Source organism: Vallitalea longa, assembly GCF_027923465.1.
In the GTDB taxonomy this organism is placed as follows: Bacteria; Bacillota; Clostridia; order Lachnospirales; family Vallitaleaceae; genus Vallitalea; species Vallitalea longa.
Genome location: NZ_BRLB01000002.1, coordinates 71921 through 94364 on the forward strand (window position 1 = coordinate 71921; position 22444 = coordinate 94364).

General features: G+C 30.6%; 16 protein-coding genes. 4 read left to right on the forward strand and 12 right to left on the reverse strand.

The features are described 5' to 3' along the window. Positions 1–7 precede the first annotated feature (7 nt). From QMG30_RS06510 to QMG30_RS06530, 5 genes are all read right to left on the reverse strand, one after another. A complete protein-coding gene (locus QMG30_RS06510) occupies positions 8–2563 on the reverse strand; it encodes a glycoside hydrolase family 2 protein (RefSeq protein WP_281813599.1) in 2556 nt (851 codons plus the stop codon). A gap of 135 nt (positions 2564–2698) precedes the next feature. Continuing rightward, positions 2699–4105: an endo-alpha-N-acetylgalactosaminidase family protein gene (locus tag QMG30_RS06515; RefSeq protein ID WP_281813601.1), complete on the reverse strand. Its 1407-nt coding sequence runs from the start codon at positions 4103–4105 to the stop codon at positions 2699–2701. A 34-nt stretch (positions 4106–4139) separates the two neighbouring features. Then, complete coding sequence (locus tag QMG30_RS06520; protein WP_281813603.1) at positions 4140–6536, reverse strand: glycoside hydrolase family 95 protein; 2397 nt, start codon at positions 6534–6536, stop codon at positions 4140–4142. 554 nt (positions 6537–7090) lie between these two features. After that, entirely contained in the window at positions 7091–9154 is a 2064-nt protein-coding gene (locus tag QMG30_RS06525; RefSeq protein WP_281813605.1) for a thioredoxin domain-containing protein, read from the reverse strand. Between the two features lie 81 nt (positions 9155–9235). Beyond that, on the reverse strand, positions 9236–10213 hold the full coding sequence (locus QMG30_RS06530) for an AraC family transcriptional regulator (protein WP_281813607.1): 978 nt from the start codon (positions 10211–10213) through the stop codon (positions 9236–9238). A 256-nt stretch (positions 10214–10469) separates the two neighbouring features. Between QMG30_RS06530 and QMG30_RS06535 the strand changes: the two genes are divergently transcribed. The 3 genes from QMG30_RS06535 to QMG30_RS06545 are packed head-to-tail and all read left to right on the forward strand — an operon-like array spanning position 10470 to position 15336. Beyond that, the gene (locus QMG30_RS06535) at positions 10470–12215 is read left to right on the forward strand and encodes an ABC transporter ATP-binding protein (RefSeq protein ID WP_281813609.1); all 1746 of its coding nucleotides are present in this window, start codon (positions 10470–10472) and stop codon (positions 12213–12215) included. After that, the gene (locus QMG30_RS06540; protein ID WP_281813611.1) at positions 12216–13961 is read left to right on the forward strand and encodes an ABC transporter ATP-binding protein; all 1746 of its coding nucleotides are present in this window, start codon (positions 12216–12218) and stop codon (positions 13959–13961) included. It begins immediately after the preceding gene. Continuing rightward, entirely contained in the window at positions 13954–15336 is a 1383-nt protein-coding gene (locus tag QMG30_RS06545; protein ID WP_281813613.1) for an MATE family efflux transporter, read from the forward strand. Before QMG30_RS06540 ends, QMG30_RS06545 begins: the two co-directional genes overlap by 8 nt. Before the next feature lie 323 nt (positions 15337–15659). On the opposite strand, the gene QMG30_RS06550 is transcribed toward QMG30_RS06545, so the two are convergent. From QMG30_RS06550 to QMG30_RS06570, 5 genes are read right to left on the reverse strand one after another with little or no spacing between them, the layout of a single operon-like run. Beyond that, the gene (locus QMG30_RS06550; RefSeq protein WP_281813615.1) at positions 15660–17291 is read right to left on the reverse strand and encodes an ABC transporter substrate-binding protein; all 1632 of its coding nucleotides are present in this window, start codon (positions 17289–17291) and stop codon (positions 15660–15662) included. A gap of 51 nt (positions 17292–17342) precedes the next feature. After that, positions 17343–18098, reverse strand: coding sequence for an ABC transporter ATP-binding protein (locus tag QMG30_RS06555; protein WP_281813617.1), 756 nt, complete (start codon positions 18096–18098; stop codon positions 17343–17345). Next, positions 18095–18901 (reverse strand): ABC transporter ATP-binding protein, encoded by an 807-nt coding sequence (locus tag QMG30_RS06560; protein ID WP_281813619.1) that lies wholly within the window; start codon positions 18899–18901, stop codon positions 18095–18097. The genes QMG30_RS06555 and QMG30_RS06560 overlap by 4 nt, the downstream gene beginning before the upstream one ends. A 2-nt stretch (positions 18902–18903) precedes the next feature. Next, a complete protein-coding gene (locus QMG30_RS06565) occupies positions 18904–19719 on the reverse strand; it encodes an ABC transporter permease (RefSeq protein ID WP_281813622.1) in 816 nt (271 codons plus the stop codon). Continuing rightward, positions 19712–20650 (reverse strand): ABC transporter permease, encoded by a 939-nt coding sequence (locus tag QMG30_RS06570; protein WP_281813623.1) that lies wholly within the window; start codon positions 20648–20650, stop codon positions 19712–19714. Before QMG30_RS06570 ends, QMG30_RS06565 begins: the two co-directional genes overlap by 8 nt. Before the next feature lie 107 nt (positions 20651–20757). Here QMG30_RS06570 and QMG30_RS06575 point away from each other — a divergent pair, with 107 nt between their 5' ends. Further along, positions 20758–20898 (forward strand): hypothetical protein, encoded by a 141-nt coding sequence (locus tag QMG30_RS06575; protein WP_281813625.1) that lies wholly within the window; start codon positions 20758–20760, stop codon positions 20896–20898. A gap of 130 nt (positions 20899–21028) precedes the next feature. On the opposite strand, the gene QMG30_RS06580 is transcribed toward QMG30_RS06575, so the two are convergent. Next, positions 21029–21484 carry a DUF5071 domain-containing protein gene (locus QMG30_RS06580; protein ID WP_281813627.1) on the reverse strand — a complete coding sequence of 152 codons (456 nt, stop codon included), beginning with the start codon at positions 21482–21484 and terminating at the stop codon, positions 21029–21031. A gap of 40 nt (positions 21485–21524) precedes the next feature. Further along, complete coding sequence (locus QMG30_RS06585) at positions 21525–22412, reverse strand: DUF3658 domain-containing protein (protein WP_281813630.1); 888 nt, start codon at positions 22410–22412, stop codon at positions 21525–21527. Positions 22413–22444 lie beyond the last annotated feature (32 nt).

The window sequence follows — 22444 nt, forward strand, 5'->3', positions numbered from 1 at the left end:
AAATGAATTATATTTTCCCCATTAACTCCATAATATCCTGCTCTTTACTTGTCAATAATAATTTCAATCGTTTGATTTCATTATTTAGTTCTTGCATATCATTAATATCATTAGGTTCATTCTTAATTATTGTGGGTAATGTACTATCATCTTCATCAGTCCTATTTACATATCTATCATCATATATAAATGGCATATAAGGCTTAATAGAATTAATTGTTATTTCATCACTTGATAGACCATTCACATATGCTTTTACCTTAATGCTTCCTGGTCTTGTCGTAGACCTTATCAATGCTGTGGCAACTCCGAATTGAGTTTTCATTGGATTGGCATAATTAACTTCATTACCTATTACATTACCTTCACCTTCAATAGTAAAATGTACATATTCGCTTGACAGAACCTTTTTTATACCTTTATTATCAACAAGTACAGCTCTCACTGGAACAAAATCACTTCCATCCGCAATAAGGTCTATACCTTGGTCATCTATTTCAAGTTTTACTCCAGTTAATCGTTCTGGATATTTTTTAACCCTTCTACAAACTACTTTAGAATCTACTATGCCTTCTACAACCATTTCTAGATTATTAGTTATATCTCTATATTTAGTTGCTATTACATTAAAATCAAATACATCTCTAAATACAATAGGAGGATGAGGCATCCATTTGAAATCATCTATTGGTTCAGCAATTCCATAATCTTTACCTGCCCAATATAATCTTACCGAATCACAATTAGTAATAATGTATACATCTCTACCAGAAATTTGAGTTAATTCATGAGCTATAAAAATCATAGGTCCAGTTTTAATACCATCCAAATGAAAATCAGCATCGTATTGACTTTTATATAGGTAATATGAATATCTGGGTATTCTATATACATCCAATAGCCCTCCTAAAAACGGATCAGGATGATAACCTCTTTGATGATCTATGCCGCACCATAAACTGCCACCTATCCGTGTTGGTTTTGTTTTATATAGTTCATCTAATTGTCTAGCACGTTTTAAGAGTTGATTAATTAATGCTTGTTCACCCCAACATGTATTTACTCTAGTTGCTGCATTTTGTGATATCCAATTGTCTACTTCTCCTCCATCACCATATTCTCTTTGATATGTACATTTAACATTTTCTTGTTTTCCACCAGTAAAATAAAAATCCAAGTCAGCTTTTTTACCCAAATCCATATCACCAGCAGTTAAAGTGCTTGTATATGGTAATTCTTCATGTACTATTTCATGCATTTCTTTAATTACTGAAACAGGATGATTTAGAGTTTCATTAAGTACTATTTCATAATAAAGTACAGAAGGTCTGTTTCTATCTCGTCGCACCATATTTTTGGTATCCTCTTTCACTCTTTGACCGAATATAGGATTATTTTCATTATAGAATTGCCACCCGGGATTAGGAACACTCACTAATAATCCTAATTCATCACAAGCATCCATAAAGGCAGGTGAAAGTGGATAGTGTGCAGCTCTTACGATATTAGAACCTCCTCCACGTATTAACATAGCATCTCTTCTTTGTCCTGAATCAGGTAGAGCATTACCAACATATACATAGTCTTGATGCCTGTTCACACCACTCAACTTATATCCTATTGGTTTATTATTTATATATAGACCTTTTAAATTACACATTTCTAGTGTTCTTATTCCAAATCTTGTCCTCAAATCATCTACTATAATATCATTTTCAATAATTTGAGTTTCAATAAAATGTAAATATGGGTCATTTGGGTACCAGAGATGAGGATTTTCAATAGTAATTTGTTGAGTGAATATTTGTCCTTGTCCACTTTTTAATGTAACATCTTGTGATTTTGTTAAAAGAATATTTAAGTCAGAATCTTCTAGAATAGTTTTTAATGAAAATTTTCGGTCATATGAATCAGTATTAATAATGTGGTTTTTTACCTCAATAATTGCTTCTTTATCGTTAATGTTTAGTGTATTTATTAAAACACCTGAACCGGAACCATTATTATCTTCAATATTATTAGTTACATAGACTTTGTCTGTCTCAATCAAATATACATTTCTATAAATACCTCCCAAATATGTAAAATCTAGATTATCTTGTGATTTACCTGGAGGATAAGAATCATCATCGCTATTATCAGCTTTTATGGTTATAACATTATCTTTCTGGTAATTGACCATATGTGTGATATCAATTATAAATGGTAAGTATCCACCATAATGCTTAGTCATTAATGTTCCATTCAAATACACTTCACATTTTCCCATTACTGCATCAAAATAAATAAAATGTCTCTTATTTCTATTTTCAACATCAAGTGTAAAATGCTTTCTATACCATACGACTCCTTGATGATTTCTCATCCCACTAGCATTCTCACTTGTTAATTCTATGCCATGAGGCAAATGAACTATATTGAAATTACTATCATCGTAATCATACTTATAAGCATTTTCAATATCTCCTTTATGAAACAACCAACCGATATTAAAATTATAAACGATTCTATTGCTGTTTTTTACAGCATAAAATCCTCCTGTGGAATTTTTAGCTAAACACATTAAAAACCCTCCATACTATTTTTTTATATTGATTTATTTATAACTTTAACGCATATGAAATAATTCAAATGTCATATGCGTTAATGAAACTTACCTATAATAAAGATATTATCTACTTATTGTAATTTCCTTTACTTATGATTTACCAGCATCATATGGTTCTATAATGATTCCTTCATTTTTTTCTAGTGACAATATTATTGTATTGTCAATGAGTTGAACATTATTTTTTATATTCACTAATCCATTATCTGTTATTCTACAAATAGTAACACTTTCAACATTTTCAAAACTATCAGGCATATCCCATTTTCTGTTTTTATAACCTTCTTTACTGTAAGCAATTATTTCTTTAGTATCTTTCCATAGGACTTCAATAAATACATCACCATTAACTTTAATTGGTTTATCATTTATTGTAATTATTCTATCTTGTTCGTATACACATATATTCTTATCATAATAAGCGATTCTATTAGGTTTTACACCTTCTACATATATTCTGTTACAATTATTTAAGAAATACCATGGTAACGTATCTAAACAGAATACTTCTAAAAATTTGACCTGCCATCCTGACTTGATTTTAGTTAGATCATCATTATTAATCAATAATCCTTCTCCATGCATACTCTCGCCAAATAGAATTGCCAATTTTTCATCATATTCTGTTAGATCTCTGTTAATTCTTCCCCCTGTTAAAAGATTTGCTGGTCTCTTAAGATAATCTTCAAGATTTTGATTAATATGCCACACCATAGGAACTAATCCTATTAAATCATCTATTTCATTTTCTCTATATATGAATTCACTAGTTACATCGATTCCTCTACTTCTCCAATACCTGATTATTTTCCTTCTATAGCTTTGTTCTTCACTAATTGTTATATCATGTCCCTTACTTTCTCTTGCAAAGAATGCATCAATATGTATAGTTCCTGCTTTTCTGATAGGTAACATATTTATTAAATCATCAATACGCTTTGTGGCATAACCACTTTCCCATTCATTTTTGTAACATACTTGATATGAGTCTTTATGATTCCATGTACCGATTTTTAATAATGAACCATTTTCTTCTTTGGATATCAGGTCCTTTTGCACATAAGTATCCCATAAAGGACTATCTTTATATGCATCTGTCATATTAATATGTAAACTTACTGTCGTATGATATTTTAATGCTTCTTCCATCAGCCATTTAAGGCTATCCTCAGCAGTTTTGTCTTCCGTTCTTTTTAAATCTTCATTAACTTGAGACCATGATGGATATTTATCATCATGACCTTGAAACTGCCATCCTACCAAATAAACAATTTTGTCAATTTCTCTTGTAAGGTTATCTATCTTTTCAATTATATCGAGTGCTTGTTGAAAATTGCAGGCTACTATACTATTACCTTTATTATCGGGAATAGAACAGAATAGTTTCAAACATAATGTCTTAGAATAATCATGGATATATGGTTTTTCAGGCTCCTTTGTTATAGTCCAATCATAAAAATCACCAGATATGTTTCTCCATCCATTATTGTTACTCATTAAATATCTCCTCCTATAAAATTTCTATTAAATTTTAATCTTTTACTACTCTAATAATGTATTTTTGTCCCCCAATACCCTGCCAAGTCAAGTAATCATCATTCTTATGAACTATTACATTTTTATTGCTACAAGTTACTATAACATTTTTATTAATCTTCAATTTACAGCATCTATCCTTATCAGGTATAATTTCAGCTTTTAGCAATTCATTATTGTACCACCATAGATTTACCGAATAACCGCCTCTTGCTCTAAGACCAGTAATAGAACCAATTGACCATTTCTTTGGTAAAGCCGGTAAAAGTTCTATGTAACCCAAATGACTTTGTAATAACATTTCCATTACACCAGCTGTTAAACCGAAATTACTATCTATCTGAAAAACACCCTTTTTACTGAAAGGTAATGGTGACAATTTATGTTTCCCGAACAGATTTTCGTAAGTACATGTTTTAATTAGATAATTGATATTATCATAGGCTTTTTCGCCATCGTGCAATCTTGCATATAAATTAATTTTCCATGCAATACTCCATCCTGTCCAACCATTTCCATTTCTAACACGTCTTTTTATAGATTTTTCACATGCTCTAATAATTTTTTTATCTTTGAAGTAATCTATCCTTTTACCTGGATATAATCCTATTAAGTGAGATAAGTGTCTATGGCTTATATGTACTTCCCTAAAGTCCCTGCTCCACTCCTGTAATTGACCATATCTACCGATTTTATATGGAAATAATCTCTCTTTTGCTATTTTTACATGTTCTATGAAATCATCGTTAATTCCTAATTTAGAAGCAGCTGTCAGTAAGTTAGTAAATACCTGCCAAATAATACTAATATCCATTGTACTGGCAATACTGGTTTTACACTTATGAAATCTATAATAAAATTGATTTTCTGGTGAAGTTGAAGGAGAAGTAACTAAATATCCATTTTCATCTTTTATTAGCCAATCCAAACAAAATTCAGCAGATTCTTTCATAATAGGAAATGCAATATCTTTTAAGAAATTTTTATCTTGTGTAAATTCATAGTGCTCCCATAAATCATAAGTCAACCAAGGTCCACCCATAGGCCAAAATGCATAATTAGCAGAACCCTTAACCTGCACAGATTGTCTCCATATATCTGAATTATGATTACTAGTCCATCCTCTACAAGAAAAACCTTTTGCAACCTCCTTTCCTGTTACCGATAATTCTTGTATCATATTCAATAATGGTTCATGACATTCAGCAAGATTACATGATAATACAGGCCAGTAATTCATTTCTGTATTGATGTTCAATGTATAGTTACTACACCATGGAGGCATATTGTTATCATTCCATATCCCTTGTAAAGTAGATGGTTGGGACTTTCCTCTTGAACTGGATATCATCAAATATCTTCCATAATTAAAAAGGAGAACATGCAAATTAATATCCTCTAATCCCTTTTGTATTCTTTTAATTCTCTCTCTTGTTGTCAACTCATCCATTGTAGCAGTATATAATCTAAATTCTACTCTATCATATAAATTTCTATAATCTGCTATATGTTCATTTATAACATCATCATACTTCTTATTCACTACTTCATTTATTAATCCATCAGTAATATTAGAAGGATTTTTTATTAAAGTATTCGGATTTTTATTAAAGCTAATAAAATTAGTAGCCATTGCGATATATATAACAACATTATCAGCATTGATGACTTGTAAGCCTTCCGTACTATTTGATTTTATTTTACTGACCTGTCCGCCAGTCTGTTCTATGTATACTTTTCCTTCAAACTCAATAGATTCATTATTATCATTATCATAGATTATAGGATTATCACTTATATCATATATAGGATCTTGATGTATAGGAGAAAACCCATTAATAATCAGTGTTTTATCAGATTCTACTCTTTTTGTACTATTAAGTTCACTAGATACGAATACATCAAAATTAATTGAGTTTTTTTGGTTACAATCCATTTTGAATACTATTACATTATCTTTGTAAGAAGCGAATAATTGTCTTTTAAAAGTTTTAGTACCTTCATTGTAAGAAATATTTACTGTTGCATTCTGCAAATCAAGAGTTCTTTTATAGTTCTGTACACTTTCCATTCTTCTATAATTCATATGCAATTCACAAAAAGGAAGATATGTCTGATTCCAATGTCCTAATAAATTCTTTTCAATATATTTATCAGCTTTATTATACTTTTGTTGGTATAACAGTTTCCTTGCTGTATCAAGTTTATTTTTCCAATGAAAATCCTTATCTTCATTCAGTACTTTACCAGACCATAAAGTTTCTTCATTTAGTTGAATTACTTCATTAACAGGATTACCATATATCATAGCACCTATAGATCCATTGCCTATTGGATAAGCTTCAATCCACTCCTTTGCAGGTTCATCTGACCATATAGTATTATTTAACATTTTAATTCACCCCAAAACTAAACGTTATTATAATTATTTAGAAATATTACAGTTAAATAAAAGACATTCCACAGTAAATCTTGTTTTTGTAAAATTTCAACTTATTATAGATAAGATTTTCTACTTACAAGAAAGTGTTATGTCTTTTAATTATTATTGTAGATGGGTTTTTTGCAATAATATACTCAAAAGTAAAATTAATACTTATAAAACCCAAATTTTATTTAATAAAACATACTAAAATTAAATTATAATTTATATATTTTATCTATGTGATACTTTTCTTATAATAACATCAAGTTCATATTTTTGTCAATAATAGATAATTTATTAATGAAATATATATTATTTTGTTATTAAATGCACTATAATCAATAAAATGTACTTACTTTCAATACAGTAGTATAGTTAGTATTTTTATTGTCTGGTATTTAAATTACAATATTATAACGAGTTTGGTATTATTTCAGTAAATCCGTATTATATTGGTATTCAAATGAAAAACAACTCGCTAATTCTTTTTATTTATCAGCGAGTTATTTTATAATATGAATTTATATACTATCAAATACACTTGAGTTATCTTCTAATAATTTATTTTTAGCTTCAACCAAATTAGTAATAGGTGCTTTACAAGTATTATTTTCACATATATAAACAGTATTTTTATCATTAATTTTTATTTTATCTTTCATATTGGAATTAAACTCAATGATCTCTTCACTACCATCATTCATCAATATAGTAAAATAGCTATTGAAATGTTTATTTATTTCCTTAATGAACAATTTTATTTCTAAGTCATCCTTGTTTCCACAGATAACAATATCTTTACCACTTTTTGTATTCTCCATAATCACTAATAACAGAAATGTATAATATCTAGGATAGCTTTTTATCTTATTGGAAAATACTTTTATAATCTTATTGGCTTTTTCTTCATATGATAAGTCCCCCGTTAATCTACTTAATTTAACAAGGCAGTAAGCAGCTACAGAATTTCCTGATGGTATAGCTCCATCATATATTTCTTTTGGACGTAATATCAATTTTTCACTTTCGATACTATTTAGATAGAATCCTCCACTTTTATTGTCCCAGAAATTATTAATCATATATTCGTTAAGTGTTATAGCTGTTTTTAGATAAGAAATATTGAAAGTGGATTCGTATAATTGTATCAATCCCCATATCATGAACGCATAATCATTCAGAATACCTTCATTCATGGACTGTCCATCTCTATATCTTATATATAATCCCCCATCTGGTTTCATTAATTTGTCTATAATGAAATCTGCAGCTTTTATCGCATATTGAATATATTGATTATTGTCCAGGTATCTACCTGCATTTGCTAAAGCGGCTATTATAAGACCATTCCAAGATGTTAATATCTTATCATCTTTATGCGGTCTGATTCTTTTGTTCCTATAATCAAATATTTTTTGTTTACACTCTTTTATTAATTCTGCATTCTCTGATAAACTAGATAAATCCTTATCAATCAGATTCAATATGTTTTTGTTTTCGAAATTTCCTTCTTCTGTTATATTATATATACGACAGAATCTCTCACCTTTATCCCTTCCCAATACATCAATAATTTCTTCTTTAGTAAATACATAGAATTTTCCTTCTTCTCCTTCAGAATCTGCATCTTCAGCAGAATAAAAACCACCGTTATCATCTAACATATCTCTAGTTAAGTAATTGATAATATCTTCAACAATATTCTTATAATGTTCTTCCTGTGTATACATATACCCCTGGGTATAAGCCATTATAAGTAATGCATTATCATACAGCATTTTTTCAAAATGTGGAACCAACCATTCTCTATCCGTTGAATATCTTGAAAATCCTCCTCCAATATGATCATACATTCCACCTTTGTACATTCCGTCCAGTGTTTTGGTACACATATTAAGTGCATGTTCATCATGATAAGCTATATATCTCTTAAATAGGAAAAATAGGTTATGTGGTGTGGGAAATTTTGGAGGTTCGTTGAATCCTCCATACCTTAAGTCGAAGTTCTCCATCAATTCATGAATGGCAAGATCAATTGTAGTTTGATCTATGTTTACTTCTGTTTCTTCATTAGTTAGATTTACATGTTCAACTATTTCGTTACTTTTATTGATTAATTCTTGTTTATTGGTTGACCATAATCGTATGATATTATTTAGAATATCTTTTAGTCCCACTCTCTGATACATAGATTCTTTTGGAAAATATGTTCCTGCATAAAATGGTCGTTGCCTTGGTGTCATAAATATACTCAATGGCCATCCACCACTACCTGTGAGTTTTTGACAGACATCCATATATACCGAATCTATATCAGGTCTTTCTTCTCTGTCCACTTTTATGGAAATGAAATTTTCATTTAGGATATCAGCTATTTCTTCATCTTCAAAAGATTCTCTTTCCATTACATGACACCAATGGCAAGTAGAATATCCAATAGATAGAAATATAGGCTTATCTTCATTTTTAGCCTTTTCAAAAGCCTCATCACACCAGCTATACCAGTTTACAGGATTATAAGCATGTTGCAAGAGATAAGGACTTTTTTCATTTATTAATCTATTGTTTCTTTTATTAACTGACATGTTGGCATCACCTTCCTTTCATAAAATCATGTTGTTATTATATCCATTTCAAACAGTTTTATAGCATTAATATATTATCAATTATAAAATATCTTGCATGTCTCTATACTTTTTTGGTGTAACACCATATATTTTTTTGAATATACCAGCAAAATGTCCAGCGTTGTTATACCCTACTTCTTTTGCGATGTTTTGTATACTATAATTGGAATCTTGTAAGAGAATTAATGCTTGATTCATTCTAAGTGATTTCAAGTATTCATATACAGTCGTACCATATGTTTTTTTAAAAGCTAATTGAAAACGAGTTGTACTCATATTTGCCATCTTGGATAGTTCTGCAATGGAAGGATACTTGGATAGATTTTTATTCATATACTCTATAACCTTTTTTAATGACCTTACATCCTTATTACTTAGTTTTACATGAATAGGTTCAGTTTTAATTGCCTTCTCATAGTTATATGTAGCGAGGGCTAATAATTCTAGTATCTTACCTTCTAGGTATATATTCATAGAAGAACCTTTTGCTCTGGAGCTTTTTATCTGCTGGAATATAAAATTAAGTTCTGGTTGATTAGAACTCCTAGATAAGAATCTTACTGCATTTTTAGCTCCTTGGTAACTATCTCCATACCTTTTCTGTAGAAAATCATCATAATATTCTTTTGATACTATGACTTTTGTAAAACGTACCGGTTCTTTCTTTTTGCAATAAACATATATTTTTTTACTATTGTTGATATAACAGCATATCCCCTTTTTAACAGGCTTTACTTTTTGATTACCTACTTTAAAAGAACTGGAGCTAGTCTCAAATTGGCTTATCTCAACATAACTTTGAGTAATTTCAGATACTTTTTCAAAATTGTCTTTTGGTGTATAGTCTGCAATAATTACCATAAACATATCATTAAATGATAAAAGCCTCAAACTCCCTTCACCATATTCTGGTTCCATTCTATAAAAGTGATCTCCCTCTTGGGAATATTCGTACACCATTGTAAATGGATACTGCTCAGTTAAAACAGAATAGTATTCATGTATTGTCTCTATCATCTAATTTTACCTCCTGGAAGTATATAATATCATTCTATCATAAATTTATGTCATACAACACCTTAATTATATCATAATATTACCATCTTTCTATCATGATAGCAACTCCCAATCATTGATTTTTAGGGTTTCTCTTCAATCTATTTGAAATCAGATTAATTAAATAATAGTATATTGTAATTACTATAAAAAAAGCTATAATATAGAACATCAATAGATTATGATAATAACTCTCAATTACGAAAGGAGCCGAAAAATGAATAAAAAACAATCTTTATTAAATAATTTGTTTTCTTTATTAAAAGGCGAACGCATTAAACTTTTTGCAGGATTAATACTTGCGATAATATGTTCTGCATTATCATTTGTTCCATATCTGGCAATATACAAAATAATATATGAATATAGTCAAAGTGGATTTAATTTTTCATTTATCATATATTGGGCAATCATCAGTATTGTTTCCGTCATATTAAAATCTTTGCTATTATCAATTGCCAGCCTTTGTACCCATTTATCAGCATTTAACACAATGCATAAATTAAGAATCAAGGTAATCAGGTATATGTCAAAGTTGAATTTAGGTTTTTTTAATGATAACTCTCAAGGTGAAATTAAAACCGCTCTATTTGATGATATTGGAAGATTAGAAAATTTTATAGGTCATAATCTTATTGAATTAGCACAATCCTTTGTTGTACCAATCATATTATTTATCATACTGCTCATTATCCAACCCATAATGGCAATATGCATATTGATACCAGCTGTTCTAGGAATTTTTATCCCAATGAAAATTATGAAAGGGTATCCAGAACTAACAACAGAATTCGCTAATACCATATCTTCTGTTAATACATCAGTCAATGAAATGGTATCAGGCATGCCGGTACTTAAAATGTACCATCTATCTGCAAAACATTTCAAAAAATATACTAATTCATTATCACTATATACAACTTGTCTCAAAAAAATGGCACATAAATCTTGCGCTCCTATAGCAGTTACTGTTGTTATACTCGATTCTGCTATTTTATTTACATTGCCTATAGGTGGATTTTTGTACATTAATAAAATGCTTTCACTTGGTAATTATCTTCTTTTTATATTGTTATCAATGTGTTTCTTTAGCGCTTTCTTCAATCTTATAAATATAAGAATGGGAATTATGGAGTTAAAAAGTGGACTGACCCATGTTCAAAAAATACTTAACCTAGAGCCTATATCCGAAGGAACTATAATACTTAAAAAGAAAGATAGTTATAATGTCAACTTTAATAACGTATCTTTTTCTTACTCTGATACATCGGTACTTAAGGATGTTAACCTTAACATACCAGCTGGTAGCTTTACAGCATTTGTAGGTGCATCAGGCGCAGGCAAAACCACAGCTGCGCAATTGATTGGAAGATACTTTGATGTTAATCAAGGTGAGATAAGAATTAATGATGTTAATATAAAAGATTTGACTACACATTCCCTGATGGATACTACTGCTTTTGTATTCCAAGATATATTCATAATGGATGATACTATATTTGAAAATATCGCAATGGGTAGTAATGCTGATTCTTCCAGAGTTATAGAAGCCGCCAAAGGAGCTATGATTCATGATTTTATTATGAGTCTACCCAAAGGATATAAGACTCGATTAGGAGATTCTGAAGGAATAAAACTTTCTGGAGGTCAAAAGCAACGAATCGTTATAGCACGTGCTATTCTAAAAGACTCCTCAATAGTTATTTTTGATGAAGCTACTTCATTCTCAGATATAGAGAATGAACATAAAATTCAACTTGCTCTATCTAATCTATTGAAAGGCAAGACAACAATAATGATAGCTCATAGACTTCACACAATAGTTAATGCTGATAACATTGTTGTATTTAATGAAGGTAAGATTGCCCAACAAGGCACACATAATGATTTAGTAAATTCTAGAGGAATCTATAGTACTATGTGGAATGCTTATATACACTCATCAGAAAAGGAGGCTGTCTAGATGTTAAAAACAATAAGTTGGCTGTTAAAAGACAATAAGAAAAAGCTTTATCTTCCTATCTTTCTAACTATCATAGATGCTATAGGCAGTATGGCATTATATTTCATTTTGTACTTGACAGTTGTAGAATTACTTAATGATACTCTAACTGAATCTAAAATCATAATATACACAGTAATATGTGCTGCAAGCGTAGTCTATCGAATTATTATATACCGCAAAGGTTATTTATTATGTTTTACAAGAGGTTTTGATGTTGCTCATGACGTTCGTGTTAATCTAGGTGAACATATATGTGATCTTAACCTGGGATATTTTAATAAAAACAGTATAGGGCATTTGATGAATACTCTTACTAATGATATCGCTAGTTTTGAAGGGGTTCTATCCCACGCTTTACCTTTTTGCATAAAAACAATCACATTGGTTGTTCTAATTATCATAGGTACATTTTTCATTAACTGGCAACTAGCCTTATCACAATGTTTAGTAATATTGATTTCTTTCCCTATACTCCATTGGAGTAATCGACTAGTTAAAAAATATGGAAAAGAAAAGCGCAGTCTCGGTTCACGTATGATTTCAGTTGTAATTGAGTATATAAAAGGATTCAAAGTATTCAAGTCTCATAATTTGACAGATACACACTTTGAACGCTTGATTGATACTCTAGAAGATACAAGAAAATTAAGTATAAAGACAGAATATAAGATGGCAATACCTAATTGTATGTATGTAATCATCGTTAGTTTTTTGACTCCATTAATAATATTATTAGGTAGTTATATGGTATCAGGAAATGAACTGACAGCTGAATCCTTTGTTGCATTCATGATAATGAGTCTAGCCCTTTCAGCTCTCCTTATATCTTTTGAACACTATTATATAATGTTAAATGATTTGAAGCTTGCAACTAGTAATCTAAAGACTACATTTAATTATAAACCTCTTTCATTTACAGATAGCGATTTTACATTAGATAATTATAAAGTATCTTTTAGAAATGTAGATTTCTCATATGAATCTGGAAAAGAAGTGCTTCATAATATTAACTTTGATGCAAAAGAAAAAAGCATAACCGCTCTAGTAGGACCATCAGGAGCAGGAAAATCAACCATAGCTAATCTTATAGCACGTTTTTGGGATCCTACAAAAGGTTCAATAGAAATTGGTGACAGGGATATAAAAGATCTTAATCCAGACCAACTTCTCCGTTATATCAGTGCAGTTTTCCAAGAAAATATATTACTTAATGATACAATCCTTAATAATATCAAAATCGGTAGACCTGACGCTACATACAATGAAATCATTGAAGCAGCTAAACTCGCTAACTGTCATAGTTTTATCACTAAGTTACCAGATAGCTATGATACTATGGTAGCTCAAGGTGGAGCTTCTCTATCAGGTGGAGAGAAACAGCGTATAGCTATTGCAAGAGCTATTATTAAAAATGCACCGATCCTGTTATTAGACGAATCAACCGCTTCCCTTGATCCAGATAATGAAGCCAAAATCAACAATGCCTTAGACAGGTTGATGAACGATAAAACTGTCTTTGTTATAGCTCATAGACTAAATACAATACGCAACGCTCATCAGATAATCCTATTGAATGATGGAAAAGTTGAAGAAATAGGCAATCATAAATATCTTATGAAACAGAAAGGCCATTACTACAGAATGGTTAAAGAACAAGAAGCCGCAAGTGAATGGATTGTGAAAGGGGATGCTATATATGAGTAATAAAAATAATAGAATTCATCTAATGAGTGAAGGTAATATTACTGAATCTTTATTCAAACTGGGTATACCAATGGTTGTCAGTATGCTTGTTATTGCATTATACAACGTAGTTGACACTTATTTTGTATCAGAACTTGGCATAAGTCAAGTAGGGGCTGTCACAGTAGCCTTTCCAATATCTTTGATTTTCTCAGGTATTGGACTTACTTTTGGAACAGGGGGAGGTTCATATATATCTAGGCTACTTGGCTCCAAAGATACGAAAAAAGCTAATGAAGTAGCATCAACTGCATTATTTAGCGCTTTAATAATAGGCATAATAATAGTTATTTCAATTTTTATTTTCTTAGGTCCCGTACTGTTATTTATGGGAGCTACAGAAACAATATTACCTTTTGCCAAGAGTTATGCATCAATATTCATAATCAGTATGCTATTCAGCACTGTCAATGTTGCTACCGGTAACCTAGCCGTTGCCCAAGGTGCTGCTAATATTTCATTGACTGCAATGATTAGTGGTTCCGTCCTTAATATGATCCTAGACCCATTATTTATATATACATTTAATCTAGGTGTTGAAGGAGCCGCATTAGCTACTTTACTTTCTCAGATAGTGACATCACTTATTTATATAAAATTCTTCGTAAGCGGTAAAAGCTTCTTGAAAATTTCATTATCCAATTTTACCCCTAGAAAAAATACTTATATACAGATAATTAAGATAGGTATTTCAATGCTGCTTTTACAACTTCTATGCAGCTTATCCATGAGCTTAATATCTAGAGCAGCTAAAGCTTATGACGACCAAGCTATTGCTGCAATAGGAATTGTTCTTAGAATAATCACTCTCGGTACTAATGTGGTTTTTGGATTCATGAAAGGTTTTCAACCTATTGCAGGATATAATTATGGTGCTAAGAATTTTGGCAGATTGAAAGATGCTACAAAAACTACTATAAAATGGACAACGATATTTTGCATTACATGGACTGCCATCACTTTTATATTTGCAAAACCCATTATATCAATATTCAGTACAGATGCAGAGGTTATACGTATTGGTGTAAAAGCGTTGAGAGCTAATACAATAATGTTCTTCACTTTTGGATTCCAGTTCACATATTCAACATTGTATTTAGCTATTGGTAGAGCTGTATCCGGCGGAATACTTAATATCGGAAGGCAAGGTGTATTCTTCATACCAGTAATATTGATTATGCCATCTTTACTGGGTCTTAATGGAATTATATATTCTCAGGCTGTAGCAGATATTCTGACAAGTGTAGTTACTGTTGTTTTTGCTATTAAGATAGAGAGGGAGTTTCATCAGATTGTTAGTGAAGATAAAGTTGAGTTGAAGACTAGGGTTGTTTGATAAAATGGTTCTAGGGTTGTATGTTGGATTTGGTGAATAGTTTTATCTTACATTCTAATGATTATGATTTTAGTATTCAAAGAATATGAAATGAATCTATAAAAATACAACTTTTCATCAATATCCAGCACCATTCTATAATTTCCGAACTAAGGTCTATACTCGCTCAAGAGCGCCACAGAAAAACAGATACCCTATATAGTGATATGAACAATTTTTACAGGTTGTTGTTACATCTTAAACAGATAAAACAACAAATGTAACGAGAGTGATTATCACTATATAGGGTATTACTATCATTGCGTTGTCCCAATTGATAATACCTACTTCAAACTAATATTTGCAACATTTGGTAGATCAGGATGTCCGAAAAACTTGTAATCGTCTATTACATCTTTATTAAATACGGTTAGACTCTTAACATTGGTTAGTGGAATAATTGCACCGTTTTTATTAATCTCTTTTAAGACGAAGTCATATGTTTCCTGTATCTTATTTTCATCAGTCATACAAGTAAGATTATTAAGTATCTCGCTGGCATTATCTATATGCTTCAATCCCTGAGCCAACAGATTATCTCTTAATGGTTCAGGATTAACCCTAGTCATGAATAAATAAGGATCGTATGGAATTGGATTGGTAACCTGCATTGCCATAGTGAAATCTCCACTTGCTATAACGCCAAATTGAGCCATCATTTCCATACCTTTCACCTTAACATCTATACCAATTCCTTTTAAATAATGAGCCACAGAAAGACTCAAATCCTCTATCATAGCCATACCACTAATATAGACTATTTCCCCTTCTAATCTCACTCCATCTTTTTCTCTGAATCCATCCCCATCTGTATCAATCCATCCAGCATCTTCAAGAATATTATTTGCTTTGTCTTGATTATAATCATATTGTTCTACAGAAACATCACAATATGGAAGGGATTTATCCAACACTCCCTCAGCTTTTTCTTCTATACCATAGAATAAATTCTTACTGATCTCATCTTTATTAATTGCATGATTAATTGCTAAACGAACAGACTTTTCTTCAAATGGTTCTTTTGAAAGATTGAATCCCATTAGCCTTGTCTGTACTATCGCATCTGATACTTTAGCTTTATAATCATCATTACTTGATAGTTCGTTAAAAGAATCATAAGAAATGTTAGGTGAACCTATTATTGCATCTATTTCACCACTTCTTAGAGCTAGTATTTTCGCATCATTATCTGGAATGACCTTAACACGGAAGCTATCTACATCTGGTTGTTTTCTATTATATTCTTCATTTCTTATGAATACATAAGTCTCACCATCTTTTTGTCCATCATACATATATGGTCCTGTACCCAATGTCTTTGTCTTAGTTATATCGCTTAGAGTACCATCTTCATTATATGCATTTGGTGACATCATACCCATAGGTAATAGCAATGTGAAATCTTGTAAAGCTCCGTAGTATGGTGACATTAGATTAACTTCAACTGTATATTCATCTACTGCTTTGATTTCTTTTATTAGTGTTGTTGTAGCACCATAAGCACCATTAAAATCACCTAACATTTTAGGGATATTATCTAAATTAAGTTTAACAACCTCTGCATTGAAATCTTCTCCATCTGAGAACTTAATGTCTTTTTTCAAATGGAAAGTATACGTAAGACCATCATGGGAAATTTCCCAAGTATCAGCTAATCCTGGTACAATTTCTCCATCTTCATACTGTACTAAAGTTTCATAGAAATTACACAAATAATTCAAGGGACCATAATTATTGCCAATATTGTTAGGTGACAGTACAGTGAAAAAACCTGTATCAAAGTTCCAGCTTTCACACAAAGTAATATCTTTTTTACTGTTATTAGAAGTTTCCTTGGTTGATGTGCATCCCGCTATTAATGTGATACATAAGATGATACTTAAAATAGTAGTACTCATTTTCTTTAATAATTTCATTTTTTCCCTCCTGATGTTTTTATCTAAAAATCCCTCTATACTTCATTCATCTTAAGTCAATTGGGATTTTATTAGTATTTTTGAGTATTCATGCCTAAAATCTTTGTATGATTTTAAATTTGATACATGTTCAATTATATTCCCATCTTTCATTACTAAAATATCTCTAGACATATAGATTGCAACATCTATGTCATGGGTTATAAAAAGATATGTACTCTTATACTCCCTTTGTAATCTTAATAATAAATCCAAAACTTTTTTTCTGACTATTACATCCAATCCGCTGACAGATTCATCAAAAACTATGAATTGGGGTGATACACTCATAGCTCTAGCTATACAAACTCTTTTTTGCTGTCCTCCACTTAATTCATTTGGATAAGAATATAAAACTTTACTGGGAAGCTCAACTTTCTCAATCATATTTTCTATATATTTTTTTTCATCATTTCTAGCAATATCTGTTAAATTTCTTATGGATTCTGCTATTATGTCGTATACTTTCTGCCTAGGATCCAGAGCGCTTGAAGCATTTTGTAGTACCATCTGTACATTAGCTCTCATCCTGCGTAATTGTTTTTTGCTTAAACCATTTAATTCTCTGTTATTAATATAGATTTCTCCTTTTGTAGGCTTTTCTATATATGTAAGTAATCTCGACAATGTACTTTTTCCGCTGCCACTTTCACCTATAAGAGAATATATATGATTATGTTTAAAAGTAAAATTGATATTTTTTAATACTTCAAGTGTACTATTATCTTTTATATGATATTGTTTTGATATATTCTTGATATTAATCATGCTAGTTCTCCAATCAAATTAGTTGTTTCTATTAAATTAGTTGCTTCTATCAATTTTCTTGTATACCCATGCTTAGGATTATTAAATATATCATATGTATTTCCACTTTCAATGATTTCACCTTTTTTTAATACTATGATATCGTCAGCTAAGGCAGATATAACTCTAAAATCATGAGTGATGACCATCATGGTAATACCTCTTCCTTTTAGTTTTTTGAATTCTTCCAAAATCTTTGTTTTATTAAAAGCATCAATTGCTGTAGTAACTTCATCAGCAATGATTAATCTACTTTCAAGCATAATAGTTAGAGCAATCATTATTCGTTGTAACATGCCTCCACTTAGTGTAAAAGGATAATTATCCATTATTTCTTCTTCTCTGCCAATATTCATTTTTCTCAGAGTACCAATAGCTTTATGGTATGCTTCTTTTTTTGTTATATTAAAATGGACTCTCAATGTTTCTATTAATTGAGAACCAATTTTACTCATAGGATCAAAGGCAGTCATAGGATTTTGCAATATAAGTGATAATTTCCTACCTCTAATCTTACCCATGTCTTTTCTGGAGATATTATAGATATCTTGACCATCAAATAGCACCTGACCGGTTATATGAAATTTCTTAGTGTTCAATAGCCTCATAATTGATTTTGATATCATAGTTTTGCCACTTCCGCTTTCGCCAATTATTCCTAGTATTCTATTTGTCTTAACATTAAAATTAATATTTCTTACAATAGATGTATCATCTTGCAATGATATGTTCAATTCTTTAACTTCTAATATATTATTATTCATGATTACACCTCTTCTGGCGTTACTATGTCTCTAAGCGCCTCTCCAAAAAGATTAAAACCAGCAGCAGTAAATAGAATACTAAAACCTGGGTAAAATATCAGTTTAGGTTTAGAAACAAAAGATTTAGCACTACTAAGCATTGAACCCCACTCTGGAATATCAGAACCAATTCCAATACCTAGAAATGAATATCCAGATACCATTAGAATTAGAGCAGCTATACTCGTACTAAAATAAACAATCATAACGGGTAATACATTGGGTAATATATGATTTAATATTATTTTTAGATTACTACAACCAGCAATTTTTGCAGCTATAACATAATCCTTAGCTTTTTCCATGAGAACGTAACTTCTGATTACCTTTACATGCCAAACCCACATGGATAATACAACGGAAATAATTATATTGAAAATTCCTTCTCCCATTAGACCTGCTAGGGATAAAACAACAACAATGGGAGGAAAAGCCATAAAAATATTGCATATGACTGAAAAAATTCTATCAAGTAGTCCTCCTAGATATGCAGTGAATGTACCAAGTATCATACTTATAGTTGCTAAAATCAATAGTGTTGGAAATGCAATCCCTAATGAATATCTAGCTCCATATACTAGTCTAGAAAACAAACATCTGCCTAATTGATCTGTACCTAGAGGATACTTGCCACTAGAAGGAGCAAATTTCATTACTGTATTAATTTCATTTGGATCATTAGGTGCAATTAACGGAGCTAGTATTCCTAATGAAACAACTATTATTATCATAGTCATGCCGATCATAGCCTGCCTATTATTTATTATCTTCTTAGCCATAATTCTCTACCTTTCTGCTATTTTTCATATGGGGATTTAATATAATGTTGATAACCTCAGCAATAAGATTACAAATAACAAAAATCATTGCGATAATAAGTACACACCCGTTTATAGCAGGTAAATCCCTACCTAATATTGCATTCACAAAATAATTTCCTAGCCCCGGCCATGAGAATACACTCTCTACAATGGCACTTCCTCCAATCATAAATCCTATATTCTGAAAAAATAATGTTACCGTTGGTGGCAATGCATTTTTTAGCACATGTCTTGTAATTATTTTTTTCATTGGTATACCTCTTGCTGTTGCATATAGAACATAATCTTTACTAAGGTTACTCAATATAGTTGCCCTCAGAACTCTAACACAAGATGAGATTATTGGTACCGCTAGAGTTATGGACGGCAGAATTATACTTCGTATTCCTCCATAATCAACTACTTTAAAAATCGGAAATGTTATTGCAAACAAAGTAAGCAGCAAAAATCCTAACCAAAAACTAGGAAGAGAGATACCCAAAATAGTAATTACTCTAATAATATGGTCAGCTATACTATCTTTTTTAACAGCAGTTAATACACTTAACAAGACAGTAAATAAAACTATCCATATAAAAGCCATTCCTACTATAGTTAGTGTTGCTATTAATTTATCAGTTATATCTTTTAGAACAGGATTTTGTGTTACTAATGAAGTGCCAAAATTTCCTTTTAGACATTTTTTAAACCAATGCATATATTGCATATACATTGGCTTGTCATAACCCATTTTATGCCTTATTTCATTAATCTGCTCTTCTGAAGGATTCACGATACTTCTTCTGGTAAATGCCTCAGCAGGGTCAATAGAAGATATATTGGAAAAACTGAAAGATAGAATACTTACACCAATTAATATAATAATTAATTCTAAAAATCTTTTAATCATATGTTTCACCCTTCTTGTTATAATGTAATGCTTTTAGTATTGATCATTATTATATTGATAATGATAGTCATTATACAAGCCTAAAGGGTTATTTGCAAGAGAATGAAATGTTATCTTTATTAGAATTCATGAATCTAGAAAAACCTGTATCTATAACCAATACAGGTTTTTTCATGCATATAGAAATTAACAATATATTGATATATTTATGTCATATGATGACAGAAAAATGTGTTCTCATTGTTTAGTAATAGTATTTAAACCAATTAAATTGTGCTTTTCTGAATTTATCCATAGAGAAATATATGAAATGATTAAAAATGCTTAGGAATAGCTGTTTTTATTGAATGAATACAATGAAAATTTCAGAGTAGTTAGTTACCACTCTGATAATTGTAGAATTCTATAATTACTTTTGGTGATAAAATCTTCAATACCTATTTCCAGTGGCTCTATCAACTCTTCTTTTATCCACGTAATCCATAATGTATCATTTGTAGCTTTGGCTTTCGTTAGAGCTTGTTCTATATAATATATTAATACATTTCTATCCACTTTTTGTAATGTTTCAACTACCTTAAGTGCTCCTGGCCAATTCATATCTTGCAACCACCTCAATAATCCTGGAATGATTGATTCAATTCTAGGATATCCGATTTTACTTATTACTATAGCTGCATTGTACCAATAACGTTTATCGTACCTAGGTTGCAATAATAGATATAATTTATCATCATCTAGATTAACTAGTCTCTCCATGGCATTTTCTGTTTCTTCTGGTGTCGCATTCCAATCAAGATCATCTATGAGTCTATTAGCTTCTGACTTATTCATAATCAATTACTCCCATCATTAATACTTTTTCTAGTATTATCTATACATAGTTCTTTTTTAAAATTTTACTATAAACATGTGAATTTTCCTTGTTCTCAATAACAATCAGTTTGTTCTCGTCTATCATTTTAATTATACGCAAAGCATACCAACCGTCACCAACACCCAACTCATAATTTCCCAGAATCTTACCAATCAGTCGAGCCATAAGAAACTCATCATCTGGGATATTTTTTAATAATATATGGTCGTAAAAATCTTCTGGAACAGAAATCAGCTTTCCATTGACAATAGCTCTTAATGGAGAATTTTCCTTGACCAAGTTACACCATTCACTACTTAACAGTCTTTTTTCCATCTGTGACAATTGTCTTTCTAGTGGTAAGAATCCATAAAACTTTCCTGGCTCTATTTGACCCCAATCACTATAAGTAACTATTTGATTATCTGTCACATTATAAAATGGTAATGAAACAACACTTATTTCACAATCAATATCTCTTAATGCATTACAAACGAAGTAAAAACCACAGGTTGAATAAGGAGTGTTGCTTGTCCACATTCGTATTGGAATTCCACTTTTTGCGGCGGACATAAGTTTTTCCATATCTTGACGTTGATTGGTAAAAAAACGTTCCTGTTCGTTATTATCAGTATAGAATTCTTCTTCTAATGGCTGAAAAATATTCCTGCGTTCAATACCATTTAATTCACCAGATATATCACCAATATCCAAATTGAATCCTATACAAACTACATCTTCCGAACTTCCTCCAATAGCTTTGCCTTCAAAATGTTTTTTTCTTTCTACTTTTTTTGGCTTTTCTCCTATATATATGATAGGTCCACTTATATTACTAGTTTCTTTATAGTTTTTTGCTATTTTCATACTACCTTTTGTACTACTGCTAAACACAACTTCAAGCATAATTTGCCTCCTAACATATCTTACCCATGTGT

Coding starts and splice junctions, on each gene's coding strand:
- QMG30_RS06510 (WP_281813599.1), bottom strand. CDS start 2,563: ATGTGTTTAGCTAAAAATTCCACAGGAGGATTTTATGCTGTAAAAAAC.
- QMG30_RS06515 (WP_281813601.1), bottom strand. CDS start 4,105: ATGAGTAACAATAATGGATGGAGAAACATATCTGGTGATTTTTATGAT.
- QMG30_RS06520 (WP_281813603.1), bottom strand. CDS start 6,536: ATGTTAAATAATACTATATGGTCAGATGAACCTGCAAAGGAGTGGATT.
- QMG30_RS06525 (WP_281813605.1), bottom strand. CDS start 9,154: ATGTCAGTTAATAAAAGAAACAATAGATTAATAAATGAAAAAAGTCCT.
- QMG30_RS06530 (WP_281813607.1), bottom strand. CDS start 10,213: ATGATAGAGACAATACATGAATACTATTCTGTTTTAACTGAGCAGTAT.
- QMG30_RS06535 (WP_281813609.1), top strand. CDS start 10,470: ATGAATAAAAAACAATCTTTATTAAATAATTTGTTTTCTTTATTAAAA.
- QMG30_RS06540 (WP_281813611.1), top strand. CDS start 12,216: ATGTTAAAAACAATAAGTTGGCTGTTAAAAGACAATAAGAAAAAGCTT.
- QMG30_RS06545 (WP_281813613.1), top strand. CDS start 13,954: ATGAGTAATAAAAATAATAGAATTCATCTAATGAGTGAAGGTAATATT.
- QMG30_RS06550 (WP_281813615.1), bottom strand. CDS start 17,291: ATGAAATTATTAAAGAAAATGAGTACTACTATTTTAAGTATCATCTTA.
- QMG30_RS06555 (WP_281813617.1), bottom strand. CDS start 18,098: ATGATTAATATCAAGAATATATCAAAACAATATCATATAAAAGATAAT.
- QMG30_RS06560 (WP_281813619.1), bottom strand. CDS start 18,901: ATGAATAATAATATATTAGAAGTTAAAGAATTGAACATATCATTGCAA.
- QMG30_RS06565 (WP_281813622.1), bottom strand. CDS start 19,719: ATGGCTAAGAAGATAATAAATAATAGGCAGGCTATGATCGGCATGACT.
- QMG30_RS06570 (WP_281813623.1), bottom strand. CDS start 20,650: ATGATTAAAAGATTTTTAGAATTAATTATTATATTAATTGGTGTAAGT.
- QMG30_RS06575 (WP_281813625.1), top strand. CDS start 20,758: ATGTTATCTTTATTAGAATTCATGAATCTAGAAAAACCTGTATCTATA.
- QMG30_RS06580 (WP_281813627.1), bottom strand. CDS start 21,484: ATGAATAAGTCAGAAGCTAATAGACTCATAGATGATCTTGATTGGAAT.
- QMG30_RS06585 (WP_281813630.1), bottom strand. CDS start 22,412: ATGCTTGAAGTTGTGTTTAGCAGTAGTACAAAAGGTAGTATGAAAATA.